Origin of the sequence: Falsiroseomonas sp. (genome assembly GCF_041690465.1) — a bacterium.
GTDB lineage: Bacteria > Pseudomonadota > Alphaproteobacteria > Acetobacterales > Acetobacteraceae > Falsiroseomonas.
In genome coordinates this window covers 50,750-74,903 of the sequence record NZ_JAWLHG010000016.1, presented here as the reverse complement: position 1 = coordinate 74,903, position 24,154 = coordinate 50,750, and the positions used below count along the sequence as shown (strand labels likewise).

Genomic DNA, 24,154 nt, shown 5'->3' with positions numbered 1-24,154 from the left:
CTCTATGTCGAGGGCGCCAGCTACAACGGCGTGGAACTGGCCGGCGCCACGCTCGCCTTCGGCATGAACGGCAGCCAGGGCTTCGGCTTCACCGACGGCAGCGGCGGCGGCACGTCACCCCCGCCGCCACCACCTCCGCCGCCGCCGCCGCCTCCGGGGAACACGCCAGTGGCGATCACCGTCGGCAGCGGCCCGGACACGCTGGTGCTGCGCATCGCGCAGGACGAGTTCCTCGGCCCGGCGGAGTATGTGGTGCGGGTGGACGGCCAGCAGATCGGCGGCACGCTGGCGGCCTCGGCGCTGAAATCCTCCGGCCAGGCGGACACGCTGACGGTGCTGGGCGACTGGGCGGCCGGTGCGCACCAGGTGCAGGTGCAGTTCCTCAACGACATCTGGGCCGGCACGCCGGAGACCGACCGCAACCTCTATGTCGAGGGCGCCAGCTACAACGGCGTGGAACTGGCCGGCGCCACGCTCGCCTTCGGCATGAACGGCAGCCAGGGCTTCGGCTTCACCGACGGCGCGATGATTGCCTGAGCAGCCGCGCCCCTGCCGGTCGAGCGTCAGCGCCGCGAGCTTCTGCCCGCGGCGCGCACGCTTGGCGGCGGGCAGCACGGTTGCGGATCAGCGCGCCGTCTTCTGGATGTTCCAGGCCATGATGATCCCCGGCATCGCCAGCACGCCCGAGATGCGCGGGGTGTGCGCCGCCGGCAGATACCACTGGCCGTAGGGCACATAGGGCACCAGGCGATAGGCGCTGGCGTGCAGCTCCTCCAGGATGCGGCGGCGTTCCTGCGCATTGGCCGCATAGGGGAAGGCGTCGATCAGCGCCTGGTGCGCAGCGTCGCAGGGCCAGCCCGGCCAGGCGCGCTCGCAGCTCGCCTGCATCGGCACGTTACCCACCGGATCGGAGGCGCCAAGCCCGTTCCAGAAGGTGAGCCCGATATGCCAGCCACCCTCGGCCGGCGGCCGCCGGTTGGCGCGCCGTCCGGCCATGGAAGCGAAGTCCATCGCCTGCACGTCGGTGCGGAAGCCCACCTGCTGCATCTGCTGCGCCAGCACCAACGTCGCCGCATGCACGAACGGATTGTCCGTCGGGTCCATGATGACGATCGGGCTGCCGTCATAGCCGCTCTCGCGCAGCAGCTGCCGCGCGCGCTCGCGCGCCGCCGGCGAGCCCAGGCCCTGCGGCACGCCCGCATTCGTCTCCTGCGGCGAGCCGCAGACGAAGAAGGCGTGGCAGACCTGGTAAAGCCCGGGGTCCGGGAACATTGCCTGCAGGATCTCTTCCTGGTTCACCAGCAGCATCAGCGCCTCGCGGGCGCGCGGGTCGTTGAAGGGCGGGTGGATGTGGTTCATCCGGATCATGCCCGGCGCGCCGAGGGTGTTGATCCGCACCAGCCGCATGCCGCGCTGCTGCAGCATCGGCAGGAAATCCACGCCGGGGCTCTCGACGAAATCGAGCTCGCCCTGGATCAGCGCCAGCACCGCGGTCTGTGCATTGGCGATGTTCAGCCACTCCACGCGGTCCACATGCACGCGCTTGCCGCCGGCGGTGCCGGAGGCCGGCTCGCTGCGCGGCACGTAGTTCGGATTGCGGCGATAGACCACGCGGCTGCCCGGTACCCATTCTTCGCGCACGAAGATGAAGGGGCCGCTGCCAACGGTCTCGGTGATGGCGGTGAAGGGATCGGTCGCGGCGACACGCGCGGGCATGATCGCCGGCATGTTGCCGGCGGGCTTCGACAGCGCATCGAGCATCAGGCTGTACGGGCGGCGCAGCGTCCACACCACGGTCTTGCCATCGGCCTCGGGGGCCAGGCTCGCGGTGATGGCCATGATCTGCCGGCCATGCGGATCGCGCGCGCCCCAGCGGCGCAGCGAGGCGACGACATCCGCCGCCGTCACCGGCGCGCCGTCATGGAAGGCCAGCCCATCGCGCAGCGTGAAGCGCCAGACCAGCCCATCGGGCGAGACGCCGTGGGCGCCGACCATCTGCGGCTGCGGCCGCTGCTCGGCGTCCCGGCCGAACAGCTGATCGTAGATCATGTGCGCGTGGCTCTGCACCACACCGGCGGTGGTGTTGATGGGGTCGAGCGTCTGCAGATCCGCATTCGGCACCATGCGCAGGATGCGCTCGGGCGGGACGGGCTGCGCCGCCGCCGGTGCGGCGGCTGTGCCGGCAAGCAGCGTGGCGACCATCGCCAGCGCGGGGGCAAGGCGGCCCTTCATCTTCGTTCTCCCTCGGCGTCCCGATGCAAGGGCGAGCGCCCATGCGGGTCCATTGTGTAGCGATCGCTCCATATACTGACAAGCGCGGCGCGCGGCCACCGACAGGTCAGGCCGCCACGCGCACAGCTTCCACCAGGAAGGGCCGCACCTCGACCGGCTGTCCCGCACGCGCCAGCAGCACGTGGTTCGGCGGGATCGGGCGCCAATCGGCACGCCGCGCGTCCACCGGTTCCGACACCACGAGCACGCCGCCATCCTGCGCGCGCCAGTACAGTGTCGGCGGCCTGGCGTCGGAGGACCAGCGGTAGCAGGTGAGCGTCTCGCCATCGCTGTGCGCCGCGGCGAAGCGGAGCGCCTGCGTGCTGCCGGTGCCATCCATCAGCGCCTGCACGCGGCCGAGCGTGCGCGCCATCGCACCGATGGGCTCCTCGTCCAGCCCATCGGCCAGCGCCGCGAGGAAGATCGCCTCCGTGTCGCCGGTGCCCAGGCGATGGTCGTAGAGCGGATCGGGGATCAGCGCCTCCATGCGCCGCTTGATGCGGTGATAGTCGCCGACCTGTCCGTTGTGCATGAACATGTGCCGCCCGTGTCCGAAGGGATGGCAGTTGGCGCGGGTCGTCGCGGTGCCGGTGGAGGCACGCACATGTGCGAAGAACAGCCGCGAGCGCACCTGCTCGCAGAGCGAGCGCAGGTTCTCGTCCGACCATGCGGGGCGGATCTCGCGGTAAAGGCCCGGCTCCGCCCGCTCGCCGTACCAGCCCAGGCCGAAGCCGTCGCCGTTGGTCGGCGTCTTGCCTTCGTCGGCGTGCATGGATTGGTGCACCAGCGAATGCGCCGGCGCGCAGACGAGGTCAGCGAGGAAGATCGGCTGACCCAGATAGGCGAGGAAGCGGCACATCGCAGCGGCACCCTGGATCGGTTGGATGAGCGGGCAGCCCGCCTGGCAGCCCAACCACAGGTTTGGCAGGTCTGCTGCGAAATCGCCATGAAATTGCAGTAAATTTCAGCGCGGCAGCAGCAGCGCCGGCAGGTCGACCAGCGTCCGGATCTCCCGCTCCGGTTCGCCGGGAAGCCGTTCGCGGCGTTGACCATAGCGGTTGCACCAGATCGCCGGCATGCCGAAGGCGGCCGCGGCGTGCGCATCCCAGGCGTTGGACGACACAAAGGCGATCCGCTCCACCGGCACGCCCAGGCGGTCGGGGGCGAGTTGATAGACCCGCGGGTCGGGCTTGTAGGTCTTCACCTCGTCCACCGAGAGCACAGCGTCGAAGGCCGCCTCCAGCCCGGCACCGGAAACCGCGCTGGCAAGCATCTCCGGCGAGCCGTTCGACAGGATCGCGGTGGCGAACCCCGCCCGCCGCAGGCTGCCCAGCACCTCCGGCACCTCGGGGAAGGTGCCGAGCGTGCGATAGAGGTGCATCAGCCGTCCGCGCAGCGCGCCATCATGCGCGAGATCGAGCGCATCGAGCGCGTAGTCCAGCGCATCTCCCGTGACCTGCCAGAACGGCACGTAGCGCCCCTGCAGCCCGCGCAACCAGGAATACTGCAGCTGCCTGTCCCGCCACAGCGCGGTCAGCGCTCCGGCCTTCTCGCCCAGATCGCCCGCGCAGCCGGCGGCCGCGGAGGCGAAATCGAACAGCGTGCCATAGGCGTCGAAGACGCAGGCCCTGGCGCCGCTCAGCATGGCGCGCGGCGGGCCAGCCCGCCATGCAGGTCGAGCATCCGCTCGCGCCATGCATGCACCGCGTCATCCGCCTCGAGCAGCGCCAACCTGCTCACGCAGCGCGCCCACATGAAGCTGCCGAAGACGATCAGGTCGGCATAATCCGGCGCCTCGCCGCCCAGGAAGGGTTGCGCCGCCAGCGTCAGGCGCAGCGGCTGCAGCGCGGCGCGGAAGGCCGGTAACCGCGCCTCCCGGTCGGCGGTGACCTGCGCCAGCGGCATGCCGTAGCGCTTCTCCCGGCTCGCGACGAAATAGCCAAGCGCCGCCTCGTCGAGCAGCGGCGGGATGTCGGAGACGATCAGCCGCCCGATGCCGGGCTGCACCACGCTGTCGTTCCATGCGGCGATGAAGCGGTAGGCGGAGGGCCGCCCATGCAGCAGGCTGGGCGCTGCCGGATAGGCCTCGTCGAGATACTGCGCGATGGCCCAGGAATCCGGCACCACGCGGTCGCCGTCCACCAGCACCGGCACCTTGTCGTGGCCCGCGAAGGCAAGCCGCTGCGTCTCGGTGAAGCGCCAGGGGACACTCTCGAATTCGAGGCCCTTCTGCGCCAGCGCCATGCGGCTGCGCCAGCAGAAGGGGCTGAATACGCGCTGCGGATCCTTGCCGCAGAGTTCGTAGAGCTGGAGCGGCATCTCAGTCTGCCTTGTGCTGCGGGTGGATCACCGGTCCTGTCCTTTGGCCGGCGGGTCGAGCAGCGCCAGCGCCTGTCGCGCGGCGCCCCGCAGCACCGCCGGCTCGGGCCGGGCGCGCGCGAGCACGCGCAGGCCCAGCACCGTGGTCAGCAGCAGCCGCGCCAGATCATGCGCGCGATGCGCCGGGTTCGCCGTGCCGTCGCGCTGCGCCGCGCGGATGCAGCGAAGGAAGAAGCCCTCCAGCTCGCCAAGGCGCTCGGCGATGACCGTGCCGATCTCGGGATCGTGCGGCGCGACCTCCAGCGCGGAGTTCACCAGCAGGCAGCCGCGCCTGTCCTCCAGCGAACGCGCGACCACCTCGTCGAGGAAGGCTTCGATCGCGGCGCGGGCCGTGCGCGTCGCCTCCAGCCGCCGGATCCGCTCCCGCATGCCGCCGTCGAGGTAGCGGTCGAGGCAGCGCGTGAACAGCGCGTGCTTGTCGCCGAAGGCGTTGTAGAGGCTCGGTGCGGCCAGCCCCATCGCCGCGCCGAGATCGCGGACCGAGGTCGCGGCGTAGCCATGCCGCCAGAAGCGGTCGGTCGCCGCATCGAGTACGGCATCCTCGTCGAAGGTGCGCGGGCGGGCCATGCGTCCTGGGCAACCTACCTCGTTGTTTAGCGAACGATATACATCGGCCGTGGTGGGATGCAAGGCGCGCGGCGCCTTGCATCCGGGGCCGAGCCTCTGGAAGCTGGAAGGCATGGACATCGTCGCGGCGCGCCGCCTTGTGCTGATCGGGCTCGGCAGCCTCGTGGTGCCGCTCGACACTGCGCTGAACATCGCCTTCCCGCCGATCACCGCGCATTTCGGCCTGGCGCTGCCCGGGATCCAATGGCTCGTGATCTGCTACGTGCTGACCTATGGCAGCCTGATGCTGGGCATCGGCCGGCTCGGCGACATCTTCGGCCATGCGCTGGTGTTCCGCGCCGGGCTGGCGTGGAGCGCGGTCGCGCTACTGCTCTGTGCGCTCGCGCCCAGCTACGAATGGCTGCTGCTGAGCCGCGTCCTGCAGGGCGTCGGCGCCGCGCTGGTCATCAGCTGCGGCCCGGCGCTGGCGACCGGGCTGTTCCCGGAGGCGCTGCGGGCAAGGGTGCTCGGCATCTACGGCCTGATGTTCGCCGCCGGCTCCGCGCTTGGGCCGATGCTGGGCGGAGCGCTGGTCGCGCAATGGGGATGGCCGGCGGTGTTCTGGTTCCGGGCGCCGATCGTGCTGCTCGCACTGGTGCTGCTGTGGGACTTGCGTGCGCCGCCGCGCACGACGCCACGCGAGCCGTTCGACGCGTCGGGCGCGGCGCTGCTGACCCTGACGATCGGTAGCGCGCTGCTGGCCATCAACCAGCTTCGCCATCTCGGCGATGGCGGCCATTGGGCGCCGCTGCTCGCCATGCTTGCGCTGGCCGCGGGCTGGGGGTTCCTGCAACGCAGCCGGCGCGCGGCGCACCCGGTCATCGCCCTGGCGGTCTTCCGCCTGCCGGGCTTCGCCAGGCTGAACGCCGCGAACGCGCTGGTGAACCTGGCGGGCTTCGCGGTGCTGCTCTTCGTTCCCTACTACCTGGCACGCGTGGCGGGTTGGCCGACCGCCCTGGCCGGCCTGGTGCTCGCGGCCTCCCCGGCCGGCACGATGCTTGCGGCGGTCGCCGGCGGTTGGCTGCTCGGGCGCGTCCCGGCGGCGCGGATGGTTGGGGCGGGCGTGGCGCTCACCGGCGGTGGCCTGGGGCTGATGGGGTTCTGGGCGGAGGCCACGCCCTTCCTCGTGCTGCTTGCCGCGCTGCTGCTGCACGGCGTCGGCCTTGGCCTGCTGCAGGTCAGCTACACCGATACGGTGACGGCGACGTTGCCGAAGCAGGATCGCGGCGTGGCGGGAAGCCTGGCGATGATGACGCGCACCCTCGGGATCGTCGCGGCGGCGTCGCTGCTGACGCTGCTGTTCGGCGCGCTGGAGGAAGCGGCGCTGAACGGTGGCACGGCAGGTGACGAGGCCTTCCTGAGGGCCTTCCGCGGCAGCCTGCTGCTGGCGGCGGCACTCTGCGGCGCGGTGCTGATCTGGCTGCTGCGCGGCCGGCGTTAGGCCGTGCGGGCCTCGCGTTGCAGCGGCAAGCGCAGCGTCACGGCCCAGCACAGCGCGAGCATCGCCGCCGCGCCCAGCAGGCACGCCTCCAGCCCCGCCCAGGCGTAGAGCAGGCCCGAGAGCAGCGTCCCCGCGAAGCGTCCGGCGGCATTGGCGGCGTAGTAGAAGCCGACGTCCTCCGCCGCCTTCTCGCTGCCCGCATAGGCCAGCACCAGGTAGGAATGAACCGAGGAATTCACCGCGAAGAGCACCCCGAAAACGCAGAGACCCGCCGGCACGAAGAGGTCCGGCCGGGGCACGCCGGCCAGCATCATCGCCGCGAGCGCCACCGGCACCAGCGCCAGCGCCAGCGACCAGGCGCGTGCCGCGGGCACCTCGGCCGACAGCCCGTCCGCGCTGCGCCGCACCACCGCCGGCGCGCTCGCCTGGATCACGCCATAGCCGATGGTCCACACCGCGAGGAAGCCGCCGACCATCGTGAAGGTCCAGCCGCTGGCGTAAAGGAACACCGGCAGGCCCACCACGAACCACACGTCGCGGGCGCCGAACAGGAACACGCGCGCGGCGGCAAGCAGGTTGACGCCGGCATTCTTCGCGAACAGCTCCTTCGCCGATCTCGACGCCTTCGCCCGGCCCATCATCGGCGGCAGCGAGAGCGCGACGCCGGCGAGCACCAGCGCGAGCATTGCCGCCATCGCCCACAGTGCGCCGCGGAAGCCGAGCGATTCGAGCAGCAGCCCGCCCAGGAAGAAGCCGGCGCCCTTCATCGCGTTCTTGCTGCCGGTGAAGAACGCCACCCAGCGGAACAGCCGCCCGGGCGCCGCGCCGGGCGTCCGATCGCCGGGGGGCGAAGCCCGGAGTCGTGAATCGGCCGCCGCGCCGAAGGTGCCATCGTGGATCAGCTTGATCGCGCTCTTGCTCGCGGTCTTGGTCAGGTCCTTGGCGACGCCGCAGACGCCCTGCGCCGCCACCACCCAGGCGACCGAGAGTGCCGCCGCCCAGCCGGGCGAAACCGCCGAGAGCATGAGAAAGCCCGCCATCTGCGTCGCCAGCCCCACCGCCAGCATCCGCGCGATGCCGAAGCGGGTGGCGAGCCAGCCGCCGATCAGGTTGGCGCCGATCCCCGCCGCCTCGTAGAGCAGGAACAGGAATGCCAGCGTGAAGGGCGAATAGCCGAGCCGGAAGAAGTGCAGCAGCACCAGCATGCGCAGCGCGCCATCGGTCAGCGTGAAGCCCCAATAGGCGGCGGTGACGATGGCATAGTTGCGGATGCCCGCCCCCGCCGGCGCCGCCGCGGTGCTGCTCATCCCCTCAGATCCCCAGGGCCTGCATGTGGCAGGCGAGATCGACCATGCGGCAGGCATAGCCCATCTCGTTGTCGTACCAGGCATAGACCTTCAGCAGCGTGCCATCCGTGACCATGGTGCTCGGCGCGTCCACGATGGCGCTGCGCGTGTCGCGCGCGTAGTCCGCGCTGACCAGCGGCCGCGCCTCATAGCCCAGGATGCCGGCGAGCGGACCGCTGGCAGCGGCGCGGAACAGCGCGTTGACCTTCTCCGCGCTGGTCTCGCGCGCCATCTCGAACACGCAGTCGGTGAGCGAGGCGTTCAGCACCGGCGCGCGCACCGCATGGCCGTTCAGCTTGCCCTTCAGCTCCGGATAGATCAGCGCGATCGCCGTCGCGCTGCCGGTCGTGGTCGGCTGCAGCGAGAGCATCGCGGAGCGCGCCCGTCGCAGGTCCTTGTGCGGCGCGTCCACGACGACGTTGGTGTTGGTCGGGTCGTGGATGGTGGTGATCTGGCCGTGGCGGATGCCGATCGCCTCGTGCACCACCTTCACCACCGGGGCGAGGCAGTTCGTGGTGCAGGAGGCGGCGGTCACGATCCGGTGCCGCGCGGGGTCGTATAGCCCCTCGTTCACGCCCAACACGATGTTCAGCACGCTCTCGAACTTCACCGGCGCCGCCACGATCACCCGTTTCGCGCCACGGTCGAGATGTCCCTGCAGCGTCTCGGGAGAGAGGAATTTCCCGGTGCATTCCAGCACCAGCTCCACGCCGAGATCACCCCACGGGATCTCTGCCGGCTTCGCGTGCTCCGAGAAGGTCAGGCGCCGGTCGCCGATGCGCAGCGCGCCTTCCTCCGCCGCGATCGGCGCGCGCCAACGGCCCTGCACGCTGTCGAATTCCAGCAGATGGGCGCAGGCGGCGGCACCGCCACGGATCTCGTTCAGGTGCACCACCTCCAGCCGGTTGCCGCGACGCGGATCCTCCTTCTGCCGCTCGGCCGCGCCCATTGCGGCGCGCAGTGCCAGGCGCCCGATGCGGCCCATGCCGCTGATCCCGACCTTCATCCTCGATCTCCCGATGGGGCTCAGCGGCGTGCCATGGCCGGCGGCGCCGCCAGCTCATCCACGCGCGCCTTCAGGGCCATCCGGTCCAGCGCGCCGAAGGGCAGGCTGGTGAAGATGCCGAGGCGCCGGTGCAGCGCTGCGTACAGCTCGTTCAGCAGCGTCGCGCGTTCCGGCGCGCTGCCGTTGAACTTCGCCGGATCCGGCAGCGGCCAGGCCGCGGTGATCGTGGTTTCGCCGAAATCGGGGCAGACCTGGCCGGCCAGCGTGTCGCAGAGCGCGATGACGAAATCCATGCGCGGCGCATCAGGCCCGGTGAACGCATCCCAGGATTTCGATCTCAGCGCCGAGACATCGTGGCCGAGCGCCTTGAGCTGCTGCAGAACCTCCGGCAGTGGCCCGTCGGGGGAGGGGGCGGATCCTGCGGAGAAGGCACGGAAACGCCCCTCGCCGATCTGGTTCAGGATGGCCTCCCCCATGATCGAGCGCGCGGAGTTGCGTGTGCAGAGGAACAGCACGTTGAAGACCGCTGGTTTCATCCCGGAACTCTCCGCTTGGGTGTCGAGCAGGCGGTGCAGGTCGCCGCAGCGCGCCGGCTCGCCGCCGCAGCACGCCTCGACGAGGAAGGCGAGCAAGGCGCGCAGTCGGGCGATCTGCGCCGCGTAGATCAACTGGCGGCCCTGGCGGGTCGCGGCGATCAGGCCGGCCTGTTCCAGTGCGCGCAGGTGGAAGGAGAGGGTGGAGGGCGGCACCCCGAGACGGGCGGCGATGTCGCCGGCCGCCATGCCGCTCGGCCCGGCGGCAAGCAGTGCGCGCAGCAGGTCGAGCCGCGTCTCCTGGCCGAGCGACGCGAAGGCGATGGCGGCCGCCGTCGTTTCCATGATTCGTGGATAATGGAAGGAAGGCAGGTCTGCCCGTGAATCTTCGATGACGGGCCGACGACCCGGCCGCCTATCGGTTCAGCCGCCCGCAGCCTGCTCGTGGATGCGTTGCAGGATCTCCGCCAGTTCCTGCGGTGCGAAGGGCTTCTCCAGAATTGGGGGCGGATGCTCCGTGTCGAGGGCGGCGATCGCCGACGGGCCGGCGACGGTATCGCCGGTGACGAAGGCGAAGCGCCCGCGCAGATGCGGGTGCAGCGCGATCGCCTGCCGGTAGAGCGCGGCGCCACCACCACCCGGCATCCTGAGGTCGCAGAACACCGCGTCGAACCGGCTCGCCGCCAGTCGCGCCAGGGCGGCCGGAATGTCGTGCACCGTCTCTGCCGCGATGCCGTGCAGGCCGAGCAGATCGGCGAGCGCCGCGCCGACTTCCGGCTCGTCGTCCACCACCAGCACGCGCTGCCGCTGCGCTCCGATGTCGGGCGCGGCGGCGGGCGCCGCTGCCTCCTGCGCGTCGTCCGGCGGCAGACGCACCACGAAGCGCGCACCGCCCAGCCGGCCGGGCTCCAGCCCGATGGTGCCGCCATGCGCGCCGAGGATGTTGCGGCACACCGCGAGGCCGAGTCCCGTGCCGGCGCCGAGCGGCTTGGTGGTGACATAGGGCTCGAAGATCCGCTCGCGCAGATCGTCCGGCACACCCGGCCCGTTATCCTCGACCGCCAGGCCGATGCCGCCATCCGGCTCCGCCCAGCTTTCCAGCCGGATGATCCGCGGCTCCGGCCGGTCGGCCAGCACCGCCTGGGCGTTCACCACCAGGTTGACCGCCACCTGGCCGAGCTGGTCGGGATCGGCGTGGATCCGGGGCAGGGCAGGGTCGAGCGCCTGCTCCACCGCGATGCCGGCGGAGCGCAGGCCATACGCGGCAAGCTCCAGCGCACCGCGCAGCGCGGCATTGGCCTCCACCGGCACGCGCACCGGTGCTTGCTGGCGCACCATGGCGAGGAAGGTCTTGACGATCCGCCCGCAGCGCGCCGCGGCGGCGTGGATGCGCGCAGCGCGCTCGCGCACCGCGCTGTCCTTCGCCATCGTCTCCAGCATGGTGGTCTGCGCCACCACCACCGCGAGCGGGTTGTTCAGCTCATGCGCGACGCCGGCCAGCAGACTGCCGAGCGCGCTCATCTTCTCGGACTGGTGCAGCCGCTCGCGTTGCCGGGCGAGCTCGACCTGCGCCTGCACCATCGGCGTCAGGTCGCGCAGCCAGGCGGTGAAGAACACCCTGCCCGCCGCCTTCACCTCATGGATCGAGAGCTCGCAGGGAAAGATGCTGCCATCGGCGCGCATCGCCTCCATCTCAAGCCGCTGGCCGAGCACGTGCGGGCAGCCCGTGCGGTGATAGCGGGCGAGACCGGCCTCATGCGCGTCGCGGTGGTGCGGGGGCACGATGGTGTCGCCGATCGGGCGGCCCATGATCTCCGCGGCGCGATGGCCGAAGATCCGCTCCGCCGCGGCGTTCCAGCCGATCACCCGGCAGTCCCGGTCGGCGGTGATCACCGCGTCGAGGGCGGCGTCGATCACGCCCTGCTTCAGCGCCTCCGCCTCGGTCAGGCGGGCGAGCAGGGTTTCGGTGTCTTCCTTCTCAGTCATCGGGGGCGAAGGTGTAGCCCTGGCCGCGCACGGTGCGGATCAGGCGGGGATTGGCGGGATCGGCTTCCAGCTTGCGCCGCAGCCGGGTGATGCGGATGTCCACCGAGCGGTCGAAGGGATCGGCCGGCTTGCCGTGCGAGAGGCGCAGCAGCCGCTCGCGCGTCAGCACCTGGCCGGGGTGCTCGGCAAGGTGCTGCAGCAGGTCGAACTCCATCGGCGTCAGCGGCACCTCGGCGCCGTCCCGGTCGAGCAGGCGGCGCTCCGCGGGCAGCAGGCGATACCCGGCGAAGCGCGTCTCCTCCGGCGCGGGCGCAGGCCGCGTCGCCGGCGGCGCGGCCGCCACGCCGCGGGCACGGCGGCGGCGCAGCACGCTCCGCAGCCTGGCCAGCAGCTCGCGGAGCTCGAATGGCTTGCCGATGTAGTCGTCGGCGCCGAGTTCCAGGCCGACGACGCGGTCCGTCGCCTCGCCGAGCGCGGTCACCATCAGGATTCCGGGCGGTGCCGGCAGCGCCCGCAGCCGGCGCGCGATGGAGAGCCCGCCCTCGCGCGGCAGGTTGAGGTCGAGCAGCACGGCCTCCAGGGGCGCCTCGGCCAGCGCGGCGTCGAGCGCGGCGCCATCGGCGCAGGGTAGCGCCGCGAAGCCCTGGGCGTGCAGATACTCGACGATGACCTCGCGGAGGTCCGCCTCGTCCTCGACCACGGCGATGCGCGAAGCGCCCTGTGCCATTCCCCGAACCGTTCTGGCTTCAGGCCGACATAAGCAGCAGATGGCCGCCCTGTCACGCGCCGCTGGGTCGGTGGCGGCGGCGCATGATTCGCCCGCAGACGAAACCTGCCTCCATTCTGCCCGATTCTATCCCTGACGCGGATTTCCGGATCCACCCCCGGTGCCGTGTCTCCCCGACACCGCAAGGAGGACAAGGGATGAGGAAGAATTTCGGCGCGGCGCTGCTCGGCGCCGCCGTGATCGCGGCTGGTGCCATGGCACCGGGCTCCGCTTCGGCGCAGCAGACCTGGACCTACGGTTACGACCGCGGCGCGATGGACCAGCCCGGTGGGCGCGACTGGGGCCAGGGCCGCAACTACCAGCGCGACCGCGACACCTTCAACCGCGGCTACCAGATGGGGCGCGAGGAGGAGCGACGTGCTGGCCAGCAGCGTGGCTACTACGGCCGTGACTATGGCTACGGCCCGCGCACCCCGCGCTATGGCACCCCCTATGCTGGTGGCGAGCGCTTCGAGCGCTTCGACCGTGAGCCCGATTTCAGTGGCTATAACCAGTACAACCGCGGCTATACGGGCTACGGCTATGGTGGTGGCTATGCCGAGCGCGAGCGCGACGACGGCTGGTTCGACGGCGGCTGGTTCGACTGATGCCGCGGCCCGTCCGGCTCTGTGCCGGGCGGGCCTTCGCGGCGAGCGGCCGTCAACGGCCGGTGAGGATGCGCTCCACCAGCTGCTTCGCGGTCGGGACGAAGCCGTTCGAGTAGAACGGGTCCTGCGCGAAGCGATAGGCATTGTGCCCGGCGAACATCAGGTTGTCCTCCAGCGCGCCGTCATGGGCGATGTCCTGCAGCGTCTTCTGGATGCAGAAGCTGCGCGGATCGGCCTTCTTGCCGGTGGAGTAGTCCGGCTCGTGTTGCGACCAGTTGGAGAAGCGGCAGGCCGAAAGGCAGCCCATGCAGTCGATCTGGTCCTTTACGATCTCCCGGCTCTTCTCCGGGGTCACGAAGATCAGCGTGTTGTCGGGCGTGCGCATCGCCTCGACGAAGCCCTCGACCTCCCATTGGTTGATCCGGGCGTGGTCGTGCGCCGTCACCCAGACCGGCCGCTTGCGCGGGCCGACGCCGTATTCGGAAATGTGGTCGCCGATGGGCTCGCTGGTATAGGCAACCTGCCGCTCGTTGCGGTCCTCGAGTTCGCGCAGGAACTCGTTGCGCACGGCCGAGGAATAGAAGCCGGTCGGTGAGAAGGGCTGCAGCAGCACGTCGCCGGGCTTGAGCGTCAGCAGGCGCTGCTTCCACGCCTCGCTGATCGGGCTTTCCTTCGTCAGCAGCGGGCGGGTGCCGAACTGGAAGGCGATCGGGCCGAGATCGGGATTGTCGATCCAGTCCTCCCATTCCTCCAGCCACCAGACGCCGCCGGCCATGATGATCGGCACGTCGCCCAGGCCGAATTCGCGCATCTGCTGGCGCAGCTTGAGCACGCGAGGGAAGGGATCCTCCGGCCGCTTCGGATCCTCGCTGTTGGACAGGCCGTTGTGCCCGCCGGCCAGCCAGGGATCCTCATAGACCACGCCGCCCATCCATTCGCGCGTCTTGCTGTAGGCACGCTTCCACAACGCGCTGAAGGCGCGGGCGGAGGAGATGATGGGGTAGTAGTGCACGCCGAAGTCGCGCGCGACTTCGGCCAGGCGATAGGGCATGCCGGCGCCGCAGGTGACGCCGTGAACCAGGCCCTTGGCACCTTCCAGGATCCCGCGCGCCACGCGCTCGGCGCCGCCCATCTCCCACAGGATGTTCATGTGGATGCGCCCCGTCCCGCCGGAGCGCTCATGCGCCTCCTGCGCCTGGGCGATGCCGCCGGCGATGCCGTAGGCAACCAGCTCCTCATGCCGCTCCCGTCGGGTGCGGCCGTGATAGACCTGACGGATGACGTTGCCCTCGGCGTCGTAGCTGTCGGCATTGACGGCCGAGAAGGTGCCGACGCCGCCGCCGGTGGCCCAGCCGCCGCAGGTGGCGCCGTTGGACACCGCAACGCCCTTGCCGCCTTCCACCAGGGGCAGCACCTCGACACCGCCCATGCGGATCGGGTTGATCGCCTTCAACGCTTCTATGCTCCGGTGACTGTCCAGGTGACTCTGCCGGGCGGACCCGGCGCGTATCGCAGCAATATGGCGTCGCCGGAGCCTTTTGGGAGGCCCCGGCGGCACGCCTACAGTTTCGCGGTGTTACTCGGCCGCGTCGCGGTCGTTACCGCCGCCCTCGCGACGCGGACGATAGGGGCGGTCGCCGCGGTCGCGCTCGCGGCGCGGCCCACGGTCGCCCCGGTCGCCACCGCCGCCTTCGCCATCCTCGCGCGGCCGGCGGGCGCCGACCTGCTCGGTGATGTCAGCGCCGGTGGCCTGGTCCACGACCCGCATGGACAGCTTCACCTTGCCGCGGTCGTCGAAGCCGATGACCTTCACCTTCACCGCATCGCCTTCCTTGACGAGGTCGGTGGTCTTCTGCACCCGCTCGTTGGCGAGCTCGCTGATATGGACCAGGCCGTCCTTGGCGCCGAGGAAGTTCACGAAGGCGCCGAACTCGGCGGTCTTCACCACCTTGCCGTTGTAGATCTTGCCCATCTCCGGCTCGGCGACGATGCCCTGGATCCAGTCGATCGCCTTCTGCGCCGCCTCGATCGTCGTCGCCGCCACCTTGATGGTGCCGTCGTCGTCGATGTCGATCTTGGTGCCGGTCTGCTCGGTGATCTCGCGGATCACCTTGCCGCCGGAGCCGATCACGTCGCGGATCTTGTCCTTGTTGATGTTGATCACGGTGATCCTCGGCGCGGTCGCGGCCACGTCGCCGCGCGCCCCGCTGATCCCCTTGGCCATCTCGCCGAGGATGTGCAGTCGCCCGTCCCTCGCCTGGCCGAGCGCGATCTTCATGATCTCGAAGGTGATCGAGGTGATCTTGATGTCCATCTGCAGGGCGGTGATGCCCTGCTCCGACCCGGCCACCTTGAAGTCCATGTCGCCGAGATGGTCCTCGTCGCCGAGGATGTCCGACAGCACCGCGAAGCCGCGATCCTCCTTGATCAGGCCCATCGCGATGCCGGCGCAGGGGCGCTTCAGCGGCGCGCCCGCATCCATCAGCGACAGCGAGGTGCCGCAGACCGTCGCCATCGAGGAGGAGCCGTTGCTCTCGGTGATTTCGCTGACCATGCGCATCGTGTAGGGGAACTTCTCCTTCTCCGGCAGCAGCGGGCGGATCGCGCGCCAGGCGAGCTTGCCATGGCCAACCTCACGCCGGCCGGGCGAGCCCATGCGGCCCGTCTCGTTCACCGAGTAGGGGGGGAAGTTGTAGTGCAGCATGAAGTGCTCGCGGTACTCGCCCGCCAGCGCATCGATGATCTGCTCGTCCTGCCCGGTGCCGAGCGTCGCCACGCAGAAGGCCTGCGTCTCGCCGCGGGTGAACAGCGCCGAGCCATGCGCGCGCGGCAGTACGCCAACCTCGGCGGTGATCTGGCGCACCGTCTTGGTGTCGCGGCCGTCGATGCGCAGCCCGGTGTCGAGGATCGCGTTGCGGACCACGTCCGCCTCGAGCTCCTTCAGCAGGCCCTTGGCGGCGCCGGCATCGACGCCCTCGGCCTCCAGCTGGGCGACCACGGCCTTCTTCGCGGCACCGACCGCGTTCTGGCGGGCCAGCTTCTCGACGATCTTGTAGGCCTCGGCCATCGGCGCGCGGCCGAGCTCGGCGATGCGGGCCTTGAGCGTCTTCTCCGCCTCGGAGGGCTCGGGCAGCGCCCAGGGCTCCTTCGCGGCCACCTCGGCCAGCTCGATGATGCCCTGGATGACCGACTGGAAGGCCTTGTGGCCGAACTCCACGGCGCCGAGCATCACCTCTTCCGAGAGCTCCTGCGCCTCGGATTCCACCATCAGCACGCCCTCGGCGGTGCCGGCGACCACGAGGTCGAGCTGGCTCTGCTTGCGCTGCGCCAGGGTGGGGTTCAGCACGTAGCCGCCATCCACATAGCCCACGCGGGCACCGGCGATCGGGCCGAAGAAGGGAATGCCCGAGAGCGTCAGCGCGGCGGAGCAGCCGACCATCGCGACGATGTCGGGGTCGTTCTCCAGGTCATGCGACAGCACCGTCGCGACCACCTGAACCTCGTTGCGGAACCCATCGGGAAACAGCGGGCGGATCGGTCGGTCGATGAGGCGGGAGATCAGCGTCTCGGCCTCCGAGGGACGGCCCTCGCGCTTGAAGAAGCCGCCGGGGATCTTGCCCGCGGCGAAGGCCTTCTCCTGGTAGTTCACCGTCAGCGGGAAGAAATCCTGGCCGGGCTTCACGCTGCGGCTGCCCACCGCGGTGCAGAGCACGATGGTGTCGCCGAGGCGGGCCATTACCGCGCCATCGGCCTGACGGGCAACCTTCCCGGTCTCCAGGACCAGGAGCTGGCCGCCCCAGGAGATTTCCTTGCGGAAGTACTTGTCGAACATGCGTCGTCCTTCTCGGCCGGCGCCGGATGCGCGCGGCCATGACAGCGTGCCGCCGCATGGAATCCATGCGGACGGCCGAAAACACGACGACGCGGGGAACCGGGAGCTGTGGCGCCGTCCCCTGGGATTGGGGAATGCCCGAAGGGGGATGCACAGCGTCTCGGGCGGCATGGGAAGGCAGCGCCCGGACAATGCCGGGATCGCCACCCCAGAAGGGAGCCCATGTGGCCGGAAACGCCGCCATCGTCCCTGCTCGGACGCCACGGACTGCTCGGACCCGCTGCCATCGCAGCGTAGGCCGCACCCCGAATCGAAGGCCAGCCCGGAGCCTATCTAGGCGCTCCGCCGCGGAATGGCCAGTAGAAAAGGTCCCGCTGGCCTCCGGCCTTGATACAGGGCAACGCGCTGGGGCGGATGAGGCGGCTATATGGGACGATGCGACGATACCTGCTTCTCGGCTGGGTGTTGGCCGGACTTGCCCTGGGTGGCGCGCTGGCCCTGGGCGGGCGCTCGGAACTGGCCTCCTGGGCCTGGGCGGCCGCGGCCCTGCCGGTGGCTGCGCATGTCGCGGTCGGCCTGGTGCGGTCGCTGCTCGGTGGTCGGATCGGCGTGGATGCGGTGGCGCTGGCTGCCATCCTCGGCGCCGTCCTGCTCGGGGAGGAAGCGGCCGCGGCGGTGATCGGCCTGATGGTGGCCGGCGGCGAGGCGCTGGAAGCCTGGGCCGAGGGCCGTGCCACCCGCGCACTGACCGACCTCGTCGCCCGCGCGCCGCGCCGCACCTCCCGCATCGCCGGCGAGGCGATCGAGGACATCGGCGTGGCGGAGATCCGCCCCGGCGACCTGCTGCTGATCCGCCCCGGCGAGACCGTACCGGCCGATGGCGTGCTGCAGGACGGCGCCGCCACGCTGGACGAAAGCGCGCTGACCGGCGAATCGCTGCCGGTGGAGTTCGCCCCTGGCGCGCGGCTGCGCAGCGGCGGGGTGAATGCCGGCCACGCCTTCCGCCTGCGCGCCACCCAGGATGCCGCCGGCAGCACCTATGCCGCCATCCTGCGGCTGACGCAGGAGGCCGCGGCGGCGCGTGCGCCGTTGGTGCGGCTGGCGGATCGCTGGGCGGTGGGCTTCGTCGCGTTCACCGCCGCGGTGGCGGGCGGCGCCTGGCTGCTGAGCGGCGATCCGGTTCGTGGACTGGCGGTGCTGGTGGTGGCCACCCCCTGTCCGCTCATCCTCGCCGCCCCGGTTGCGCTGGTGGCGGGCATCGGCCGGGCCGCTACGCGCGGCATCGTGGTCAAGGGCGGCGGCGCGCTGGAGCGCCTGGCGCGCGTGCGTACCGTGCTGTTCGACAAGACCGGCACGCTCACGCCCGGCCGCCCGCGCCTGGCCGCTCTGGATGCCGATCCGGCGCTTGGCCGGGCCGAGGCGCTGCGCCTCGGTGCCGCGCTCGCGCAGGGCTCCACCCATCCGGTGTCGGCGGCGCTGGTCGCGGCGGCAGTGGCGCGCGGCGTCGCGCTGCCGATGCCGGAAAGCGTCGCGGAGGTCGCCGGCGGCGGCGTCACCGGCACGGTGGAAGGCCATACGCTGCTGCTCGGCGCCGAGGGCTTTCTTCGCTCGGCGGGCATCCGGGCGGAGGAGGGTTTCGGCGTCGCCGCGCAGGTCGCCGCCGCCGCCGGGTCGGTCGCCTGGCTGGCGATGGATGGTCGCGCGGTCGCCGCCTTCGTCATGGCCGATGGCCTAAGGCAGGAGGCACCGCGCGCGGTGCGGCGGCTGCGCGCCCTCGGCGTGCGGCGGATCGTGCTGCTCACCGGCGACCGCGCTGCCGCCGCCGCGCCGATCGGCCGTGCCCTGCGCCTGGACGCCGTGCTGGCAGAGCAGGCGCCGGACGACAAGATTGCCGCCGTTCGCGCGGAATCCGAGGCCGCGCCGACGGCTATGGTCGGCGACGGCGTGAACGACGCACCGGCGCTGGCTGCGGCCGACGTCGGCATCGCCATGGGCGCGCACGGCACCGCCGCGGCTGCCGAGGCCGGCGACGTGGTGCTGCTGGTGGACCGGGTGGACCGGGTGGCGGAGGCGGTGGCGATCGCGCGTCGCGCCCGGAGCGTGGCGCTGCGCGCGATCCTGCTCGGCATGGGCCTCTCGGGCCTGGCGATGGGCGTTGCGGCGGCGGGGTACCTCGCCCCGCTGGCCGGCGCGCTGGTGCAGGAGGCGATCGACGTCTTCGCCATCCTCTTCGCGCTCACCGCGCTGCGGCCGGGACCCGAGGAGGAGGCGCCGGCCAGCCTGCCGGCCGCGGCCGGCCTTGCCGAACGCCACGCCGAGCATGCCGGGCTGCGCGAACTCGCCGAGGCGCTGCGCGAGGGCGCGGAAGCGATCGGTCCCACGCCTGCGGCCCTGCCTGCGCTGGTCGAGGTGGAGCGCCGGCTGCGTGCGGAACTGGTGCCGCATCAGCAGGCGGAGGAGCGCGCGCTCTATCCCGCCGCGGCAGAGCGGCTGGGCGGGCAGGATCCGATGGGCGCCCTGCTGCGCATGCATGCCGAGATCGAGGGCCTGGCCGAGCGCATCGGCATGCTGCTGCGGCTCGCGGCCGAGGGTGACTGGCAGGCGACCGCGCCGGAACTGCGTCGGAGCCTGTTCGCCCTCGAGGCGCTGCTGCGCCTGCACCTGACAGCGGAGGAGGAGACGCTGGCGGGCATGTCGGCCGAGGTGGAGAGGGCAGGGCTTGCTTCACATGCTTGAGGCGGCAAAGCGCTGGGCACGCGGCATCAGGCGGGACGTGCATGCGGTGTGGCTCGCCGCGCGGCATCCCGCGACTCCCTGGTACGCAAGGGCGTTGGCGATCGCGGTCGCGGCCTATGCGCTCTCGCCCATCGACCTGATCCCGGACTTCGTACCGGTGCTGGGCTACCTGGACGACCTGGTGGTCGTGCCGCTCGGCATATTGGCGGTGACGAAGCTGGTTCCGGCACCGGTGCTCGCCGAGTGTCGCGCGGCCGCCGAGGCGGCAGGACGGCGGCCGCGCAGCCTGGCGGGCGCGGCTGCCGTCGTCGTTCTCTGGGCCGCCGGGGCGGCCCTGCTGCTGTGGTGGCTCTGGCCCGGAGGCGCGGCCTGAGGGGTCAGCTGCGCCGCGCCCCGGCGAGCAGGCCGCCGAGCGCCACCAGCCCCACCGCGGCGCCGATGGCCGTCACGGCGAGGCGATGCTGCGCCCTGGTCCGCAAGCCCAGCGTTGTCGCGGGGCGGTCCGGCATAGGCGCCAGCACGGCTCCGTTGGTGCGCGGCGCGCGCGGCCCTCGGTCCAGGCCGCGGCGCATGACGCGGCCAAAGGCCCGGCCCGCCGCCTCGGGTGCCAGCCAGAAGCCCGGCACGGCGGCATGCCCCAGGCCGATCCGCAGCGCCCGCCGCGGCCGCGCGACAAGGTCCAGGATCCGCTCGGCCACATGCGTGGGCGAGAGCATCGGCCCACCGGTGAAGGCGCGGCCGGAATGGTTGGCCGCGTGCACCACGGCCGGCGTGTCCACCACTGTGGGGTAGACCCCGCAAACCTGGACCCTCGAGCGCGACCGGAACTCGTGCCGCAGCGAGTCGGTCAGCCCCGCCACGCCCCATTTGCTGGCGGCATAGGCGGGGGCGAAGGGAACCGGCACGCGGGATCCGATCGAGCCCATGTTCACGATCACCCCGGCATCGCGCGCCAGCATGTGCGGCAGCGCGGCGTGGCAGCCGTTCAGGGCGCCGATCAGGTTGGTCTCGATGGTGCGGCGGTGCACCTCGAGCGGGATCTCCTCGAAGCGGCCGACGGCGCCGACGCCGGCCATGTTCACCCAGACATCGATGCGCCCGGTCTCCGCGATCGCACGGCGCGCGAGCTCCTGCATCGCGGCGGGATCGGCAACGTCGCCGGGGACGGCGATCGCGCGCGGGCTGCCGGCTGCCTCGCAGCGCCTGGCGCAGTCTTCCAGCGCCTCGGCGCGGCGCGCCAGCAGCACGAGATGCGCGCCGCTGCGCGCGAAGGCCAGGGCGGTCGCCAGCCCGATGCCGGATGTGGCGCCGGCGATGACGATCGTGCGGGTCTGGCTTGGCATGGCGGCGGCTCCGTGCTGTCGCCATGCAGCGCGGCGGGGCGGCTGGCGTTCCGCCGCCCCAGGGGCTCAGAACAGCACGCCGGGCAGCCAGGTCGCCAAGCCGGGGAAGGCCATCACCGTGGCGACCGCGATCAGCTGCAGGATCACGAAGGGGATCACGCCGCGGTAGATGTCGCCGGTGCCGACCCATTTCTGCGCCACCCCGCCGAGGTAGAACAGCGAGAAGCCGAAGGGCGGCGTCAGGAAGCTGGTCTGCAGGTTCAGCGCGATCAGCACGGCGAACCAGATCGGATCGATCCCCATCGCCAGCAGCACCGGGCCGACGATGGGCACGACGATGATGGTGATTTCCACGAAGTCGAGGAAGAAGCCCATCACGAACATCACCGCCATCACCGCCAGCAGCGCGCCCCATTGCCCGCCCGGTATCGCGCCGAGCAGTTCCTTCACCGTCTCCTCGCCGCCCAGGCCGCGGAACACCAGGCTGAACAGCGTCGCCCCGATCAGGGTGGCGAAGATCATCGCCGTGATGGTGGTGGTGGCATGCGAGACCGCTGCCAGCACGCCGCCGCGGAAGGTGCGCCACAGCGCCGCGGCAACGCCGGCCGCCAGCCCCACGCAAAGTACCGCCGCGGCCCCGAGCGCGATGCGATCCGCCAGCGGCGGCGCGGCGCGGCCGAGCCGCAGGTCGAAGGCCACGCCCAGCAGCACCAGGCCCACCGCGCAGAGCGCGCCGAGCAGGATGGGCCAGGCGCGGCCTTCCTGGCGCAGCCCCGCCAGCATCGTCGCGCCGATGGCGCCAACGGCGGCGGCTTCCGTCGGCGTCGCCACGCCGCCGAGGATCGAGCCGAGCACCGCGACGATCAGCACCATCGGCGGCACCAGCGCGCGCAGCAGTTCGGCGGTGCCGATCCGCTCCGCTTCCTCGCGCGGGATTGCGGGCGCCAGCTCCGGCTTCAGGAAGGCGACCACCAGCTGGTAGAGGATGTAGAAGCCCACCAGCATCAGCCCCGGGAGCATCGAGCCGGCGAAGAGCTGGCCGACCGAGACCGTCTCCACCGAGAACTTCCCCTGCGCGAGCTGCGCCTGCTGGTACGCCGCGGCGATCACCTCGCCCAGGATCACCATGACGGTCGAGGGCGGGATGATCTGCCCGAGCGTCCCGGCGGCGCAGATGGTGCCGCAGGCAAAGCGCTTGTCGTAGCCGCGCCGCAGCATCGCCGGCAGCGCCATCAGCCCCATCGTCACCACCGTGGCGCCGACGATCCCGGTGGAGGCGGCGAGCAGCGCGCCGACGACGGAGACGCTGATCGCCAGCCCGCCGCGCACCGTGCCGAACAGCCTGCCCATGGCTTCCAGCAGCTCCTCGGCGATGCGGGAGCGTTCGAGCATGATGCCCATGAAGACGAAGAGCGGGATGGCGACCAGCGTCTCCGTCGTCATCGTTCCGAAGATGCGCTGCGCCAGCGCGGCCAGCAGGAAGGTGTCGAAGACGCCGAAGGCGACACCGAGCGCGCCGAACACGATCGCGCAGCCGGTCAGCAGGAACACCACCGGAATCCCGGTGAGGATCAGCACGCAGAGCGCGCCGAACATCAGCAGGTCGAGGACCTGCCCGATCGCCGCTGTGCTCATGCGCCGCCCTGATGCGCGCGGTGCGGGAAATGCGTCTCCGCCGCGCCGGCCAGCACCGCGACGCAGCGTATCGCGATGGAGACCGCCTGCAGCCCGAGCAGGATCGCCATCGCCGGGATCAGCGACTTCAGCGCCGGCACCAGCGGCACGCCACCCACCGCCATCGGCCCTTCGTCCTGTGCCCAGGAGCGCGCCGCATAGTCCCAGGAGGCCCAGACGACCAGCGCACAGAACGGCAACACCGCGACCAGGATGGAGATCAGGTCCACCAGCGCCCGCCGGCGCATCGACCAGCCGGCATAGAGCACGTCCACCCGTACATGCTGATCCACCAGGTAGGTATAGCCGATGGCCAGCATGAACAGCGTGGCGTGCAGGTAGATCACGCTCTCCTGCATCATGACGAAGGAGGAGGCGAAGGCGTAGCGCAGCACCACCACCGCGAACTGCACCAGCACGGTGGCGAGCGCCAGCCACATGACGCCGCGCGCCAGCCAACGGCTCGCGGCGTCATGCGCTTCTGCCAGGCGTAGCAGGGCGTGCAGCGCTCAGCCCCAGCGGATCGGCAGCGCGCGTGCGGAGAAGATGCCCGCATAGGTCTGCAGCATGTAGGCCTGGCTGCGGTTGCGGAACTCCGCGTAGCTGTCGGCCACGCGCTTCACCAGCGGATCCTGATGCGCGCGGAACTCCGCCAGGATCTCGCCCGCCGAGTTGCCGAGCGCGATCAGCACGTCGCGCGGCACCTCCTTCGGCGTGACGCCGTGCCGGGCGACGAGTTCCGCCAGCGCGCGCGGGTGCATCGCGTCGTATTCGGTGGTGATCTCCTCGGCCACCGACTGGCAGGCGAAGCGCACCGCGTTCTTCAGGTCGTCCGGCAGCGCGTTCCAGCGCCCCATGTTGATGCCGATCTCCTCGGCCGAAGATGGCTCCTGCACGCCAGGGTAGTAGTAGTTCTTGGTCACCTGATGCAGGCCGAGCGGCGCGTCGCTGAAGGGACCGAGGAACTCGGCGGCGTCGATGGTGCCGGATTGCAGCGCGGCGAAGATCTGCCCGGCGGGAAGGGCGACCACCGAGGCGCCGGCGCGGCGGAACATCTCGCCGCCCAGGCCGGCGGTGCGGAACCGCAGGCCGCGGAAATCCTCGACGGAGTTGATCTCGCGACGGAACCAGCCGAACCACTGCGGCCCGCTGTCGCCGGTGTTGAAGGGCTTCACGCCGAACTTCGCATAGGCCTCGTCGTACAGCGCCTGGCCACCGCCATGCATCATCCAGGCCTGCCGCTCATAGACGGTCATGCCGAAGGGAAAGCTGCCGAAGAAGCCGATCGCCGGCGTCTTGGAGATCCAGAAGGAGGGGACGCCGTGGTAGAGGTCGGCGGTGCCGGCCGCCACCGCGTCGAAGGCGCCGGGGGCGGGCACCACCTCGCCGGCGGCGTATACCCGGACAGTGATGCGCCCCGCCGTCACCGCGCCGATCCGGTCCGCCACCTTCTGCGCGGCGACACCCGGGCCCGGCAGGTTGCGCGGCCAGAGCGTGACCATCCGCCACTCGATCCGCCCCTGCGCAAGCGCCGGCGCTGCCAGCGCGGCGGAGGCGAGGCCACCCGCGGCCGCCCCCGACACGAATCCACGACGCCTCATCCGCCTTCCCCTCTCGTTCCGCCAGC

At 71.2% G+C, this 24,154-nt stretch carries 21 protein-coding genes; 5 read left to right on the top strand and 16 right to left on the bottom strand.

The annotated features are described in order from the left end of the window. Positions 1-537 (top strand): carbohydrate-binding domain-containing protein (locus ACESM1_RS16650; protein ID WP_372621904.1); only part of this gene is annotated, 537 nt, incomplete at its 5' end. 87 nt (positions 538-624) lie between these two features. On the opposite strand, the gene ACESM1_RS16645 is transcribed toward ACESM1_RS16650, so the two are convergent. The 5 genes from ACESM1_RS16645 to ACESM1_RS16625 form a co-directional block, all read right to left on the bottom strand. Continuing rightward, entirely contained in the window at positions 625-2,232 is a 1,608-nt protein-coding gene (locus tag ACESM1_RS16645) for an ABC transporter substrate-binding protein (protein ID WP_372621903.1), read from the bottom strand. A gap of 106 nt (positions 2,233-2,338) precedes the next feature. Next, positions 2,339-3,130: a class II glutamine amidotransferase gene (locus ACESM1_RS16640; RefSeq protein ID WP_372621901.1), complete on the bottom strand. Its 792-nt coding sequence runs from the start codon at positions 3,128-3,130 to the stop codon at positions 2,339-2,341. A gap of 105 nt (positions 3,131-3,235) precedes the next feature. Further along, entirely contained in the window at positions 3,236-3,916 is a 681-nt protein-coding gene (locus ACESM1_RS16635) for a haloacid dehalogenase type II (RefSeq protein WP_372621899.1), read from the bottom strand. Beyond that, complete coding sequence (locus ACESM1_RS16630) at positions 3,910-4,590, bottom strand: glutathione S-transferase family protein (RefSeq protein ID WP_372621897.1); 681 nt, start codon at positions 4,588-4,590, stop codon at positions 3,910-3,912. The genes ACESM1_RS16635 and ACESM1_RS16630 overlap by 7 nt, the downstream gene beginning before the upstream one ends. A 27-nt stretch (positions 4,591-4,617) precedes the next feature. Then, a complete protein-coding gene (locus ACESM1_RS16625) occupies positions 4,618-5,217 on the bottom strand; it encodes a TetR/AcrR family transcriptional regulator (RefSeq protein WP_372621895.1) in 600 nt (199 codons plus the stop codon). Between the two features lie 112 nt (positions 5,218-5,329). Between ACESM1_RS16625 and ACESM1_RS16620 the strand changes: the two genes are divergently transcribed. Then, positions 5,330-6,697, top strand: coding sequence for an MFS transporter (locus tag ACESM1_RS16620; RefSeq protein WP_372621894.1), 1,368 nt, complete (start codon positions 5,330-5,332; stop codon positions 6,695-6,697). Here ACESM1_RS16620 and arsJ read toward each other — a convergent pair. The 5 genes from arsJ to ACESM1_RS16595 all read right to left on the bottom strand — a co-directional run bounded on the left by arsJ (position 6,694) and on the right by ACESM1_RS16595 (position 12,295). Continuing rightward, a complete protein-coding gene (gene arsJ, locus ACESM1_RS16615; RefSeq protein ID WP_372621893.1) occupies positions 6,694-8,004 on the bottom strand; it encodes an organoarsenical effux MFS transporter ArsJ in 1,311 nt (436 codons plus the stop codon). The two genes, ACESM1_RS16620 and arsJ, sit on opposite strands and share 4 nt — an antisense overlap. Before the next feature lie 4 nt (positions 8,005-8,008). After that, the gene (locus tag ACESM1_RS16610; RefSeq protein ID WP_372621891.1) at positions 8,009-9,049 is read right to left on the bottom strand and encodes an ArsJ-associated glyceraldehyde-3-phosphate dehydrogenase; all 1,041 of its coding nucleotides are present in this window, start codon (positions 9,047-9,049) and stop codon (positions 8,009-8,011) included. A gap of 20 nt (positions 9,050-9,069) precedes the next feature. Continuing rightward, the gene (locus ACESM1_RS16605; protein ID WP_372621890.1) at positions 9,070-9,927 is read right to left on the bottom strand and encodes a metalloregulator ArsR/SmtB family transcription factor; all 858 of its coding nucleotides are present in this window, start codon (positions 9,925-9,927) and stop codon (positions 9,070-9,072) included. A gap of 78 nt (positions 9,928-10,005) precedes the next feature. After that, on the bottom strand, positions 10,006-11,568 hold the full coding sequence (locus tag ACESM1_RS16600; RefSeq protein ID WP_372621888.1) for an ATP-binding protein: 1,563 nt from the start codon (positions 11,566-11,568) through the stop codon (positions 10,006-10,008). Beyond that, positions 11,561-12,295 carry a winged helix-turn-helix domain-containing protein gene (locus ACESM1_RS16595; protein WP_372621886.1) on the bottom strand — a complete coding sequence of 245 codons (735 nt, stop codon included), beginning with the start codon at positions 12,293-12,295 and terminating at the stop codon, positions 11,561-11,563. Before ACESM1_RS16595 ends, ACESM1_RS16600 begins: the two co-directional genes overlap by 8 nt. 197 nt (positions 12,296-12,492) lie before the next feature. On the opposite strand from ACESM1_RS16595, the gene ACESM1_RS16590 reads away from it, so the two are divergent. After that, positions 12,493-12,942: a hypothetical protein gene (locus tag ACESM1_RS16590; RefSeq protein WP_372621884.1), complete on the top strand. Its 450-nt coding sequence runs from the start codon at positions 12,493-12,495 to the stop codon at positions 12,940-12,942. A gap of 52 nt (positions 12,943-12,994) precedes the next feature. Here ACESM1_RS16590 and ACESM1_RS16585 read toward each other — a convergent pair whose 3' ends face one another. Next, positions 12,995-14,395, bottom strand: coding sequence for an NAD(P)H-dependent flavin oxidoreductase (locus ACESM1_RS16585; protein WP_372621883.1), 1,401 nt, complete (start codon positions 14,393-14,395; stop codon positions 12,995-12,997). A gap of 123 nt (positions 14,396-14,518) precedes the next feature. Next, the gene (pnp, locus tag ACESM1_RS16580; protein ID WP_372621881.1) at positions 14,519-16,774 is read right to left on the bottom strand and encodes a polyribonucleotide nucleotidyltransferase; all 2,256 of its coding nucleotides are present in this window, start codon (positions 16,772-16,774) and stop codon (positions 14,519-14,521) included. Positions 16,775-17,209: 435 nt separating this feature from the next. Here pnp and ACESM1_RS16575 point away from each other — a divergent pair, with 435 nt between their 5' ends. Beyond that, a complete protein-coding gene (locus ACESM1_RS16575; RefSeq protein WP_372621880.1) occupies positions 17,210-19,510 on the top strand; it encodes a heavy metal translocating P-type ATPase in 2,301 nt (766 codons plus the stop codon). After that, positions 19,503-19,883: a YkvA family protein gene (locus ACESM1_RS16570; RefSeq protein WP_372621963.1), complete on the top strand. Its 381-nt coding sequence runs from the start codon at positions 19,503-19,505 to the stop codon at positions 19,881-19,883. The genes ACESM1_RS16575 and ACESM1_RS16570 overlap by 8 nt, the downstream gene beginning before the upstream one ends. A gap of 4 nt (positions 19,884-19,887) precedes the next feature. Here the strand turns inward: ACESM1_RS16570 and ACESM1_RS16565 are convergent, their stop codons facing one another. The 4 genes from ACESM1_RS16565 to ACESM1_RS16550 form a co-directional block, all read right to left on the bottom strand. Continuing rightward, on the bottom strand, positions 19,888-20,853 hold the full coding sequence (locus tag ACESM1_RS16565) for an SDR family NAD(P)-dependent oxidoreductase (RefSeq protein WP_372621878.1): 966 nt from the start codon (positions 20,851-20,853) through the stop codon (positions 19,888-19,890). 66 nt (positions 20,854-20,919) lie between these two features. Further along, the gene (locus tag ACESM1_RS16560; protein ID WP_372621876.1) at positions 20,920-22,488 is read right to left on the bottom strand and encodes a TRAP transporter large permease subunit; all 1,569 of its coding nucleotides are present in this window, start codon (positions 22,486-22,488) and stop codon (positions 20,920-20,922) included. Beyond that, on the bottom strand, positions 22,485-22,967 hold the full coding sequence (locus ACESM1_RS16555; protein WP_372621874.1) for a TRAP transporter small permease subunit: 483 nt from the start codon (positions 22,965-22,967) through the stop codon (positions 22,485-22,487). Before ACESM1_RS16555 ends, ACESM1_RS16560 begins: the two co-directional genes overlap by 4 nt. A gap of 69 nt (positions 22,968-23,036) precedes the next feature. Continuing rightward, the gene (locus ACESM1_RS16550; protein ID WP_372621872.1) at positions 23,037-24,128 is read right to left on the bottom strand and encodes a TRAP transporter substrate-binding protein; all 1,092 of its coding nucleotides are present in this window, start codon (positions 24,126-24,128) and stop codon (positions 23,037-23,039) included. Positions 24,129-24,154 lie beyond the last annotated feature (26 nt).

What these genes read in the sequence shown, in the direction of transcription:
- ACESM1_RS16645 (WP_372621903.1), bottom strand. Translation starts at nt 2,232, where the DNA reads ATGAAGGGCCGCCTTGCCCCCGCGCTGGCGATGGTCGCCACGCTGCTT.
- ACESM1_RS16640 (WP_372621901.1), bottom strand. Translation starts at nt 3,130, where the DNA reads ATGTGCCGCTTCCTCGCCTATCTGGGTCAGCCGATCTTCCTCGCTGAC.
- ACESM1_RS16635 (WP_372621899.1), bottom strand. Translation starts at nt 3,916, where the DNA reads ATGCTGAGCGGCGCCAGGGCCTGCGTCTTCGACGCCTATGGCACGCTG.
- ACESM1_RS16630 (WP_372621897.1), bottom strand. Translation starts at nt 4,590, where the DNA reads ATGCCGCTCCAGCTCTACGAACTCTGCGGCAAGGATCCGCAGCGCGTA.
- ACESM1_RS16625 (WP_372621895.1), bottom strand. Translation starts at nt 5,217, where the DNA reads ATGGCCCGCCCGCGCACCTTCGACGAGGATGCCGTACTCGATGCGGCG.
- ACESM1_RS16620 (WP_372621894.1), top strand. Translation starts at nt 5,330, where the DNA reads ATGGACATCGTCGCGGCGCGCCGCCTTGTGCTGATCGGGCTCGGCAGC.
- arsJ (WP_372621893.1), bottom strand. Translation starts at nt 8,004, where the DNA reads ATGAGCAGCACCGCGGCGGCGCCGGCGGGGGCGGGCATCCGCAACTAT.
- ACESM1_RS16610 (WP_372621891.1), bottom strand. Translation starts at nt 9,049, where the DNA reads ATGAAGGTCGGGATCAGCGGCATGGGCCGCATCGGGCGCCTGGCACTG.
- ACESM1_RS16605 (WP_372621890.1), bottom strand. Translation starts at nt 9,927, where the DNA reads ATGGAAACGACGGCGGCCGCCATCGCCTTCGCGTCGCTCGGCCAGGAG.
- ACESM1_RS16600 (WP_372621888.1), bottom strand. Translation starts at nt 11,568, where the DNA reads ATGACTGAGAAGGAAGACACCGAAACCCTGCTCGCCCGCCTGACCGAG.
- ACESM1_RS16595 (WP_372621886.1), bottom strand. Translation starts at nt 12,295, where the DNA reads ATGGCACAGGGCGCTTCGCGCATCGCCGTGGTCGAGGACGAGGCGGAC.
- ACESM1_RS16590 (WP_372621884.1), top strand. Translation starts at nt 12,493, where the DNA reads ATGAGGAAGAATTTCGGCGCGGCGCTGCTCGGCGCCGCCGTGATCGCG.
- pnp (WP_372621881.1), bottom strand. Translation starts at nt 16,774, where the DNA reads ATGTTCGACAAGTACTTCCGCAAGGAAATCTCCTGGGGCGGCCAGCTC.
- ACESM1_RS16575 (WP_372621880.1), top strand. Translation starts at nt 17,210, where the DNA reads ATGCGACGATACCTGCTTCTCGGCTGGGTGTTGGCCGGACTTGCCCTG.
- ACESM1_RS16570 (WP_372621963.1), top strand. Translation starts at nt 19,503, where the DNA reads ATGCTTGAGGCGGCAAAGCGCTGGGCACGCGGCATCAGGCGGGACGTG.
- ACESM1_RS16565 (WP_372621878.1), bottom strand. Translation starts at nt 20,853, where the DNA reads ATGCCAAGCCAGACCCGCACGATCGTCATCGCCGGCGCCACATCCGGC.
- ACESM1_RS16560 (WP_372621876.1), bottom strand. Translation starts at nt 22,488, where the DNA reads ATGAGCACAGCGGCGATCGGGCAGGTCCTCGACCTGCTGATGTTCGGC.
- ACESM1_RS16555 (WP_372621874.1), bottom strand. Translation starts at nt 22,967, where the DNA reads ATGTGGCTGGCGCTCGCCACCGTGCTGGTGCAGTTCGCGGTGGTGGTG.
- ACESM1_RS16550 (WP_372621872.1), bottom strand. Translation starts at nt 24,128, where the DNA reads ATGAGGCGTCGTGGATTCGTGTCGGGGGCGGCCGCGGGTGGCCTCGCC.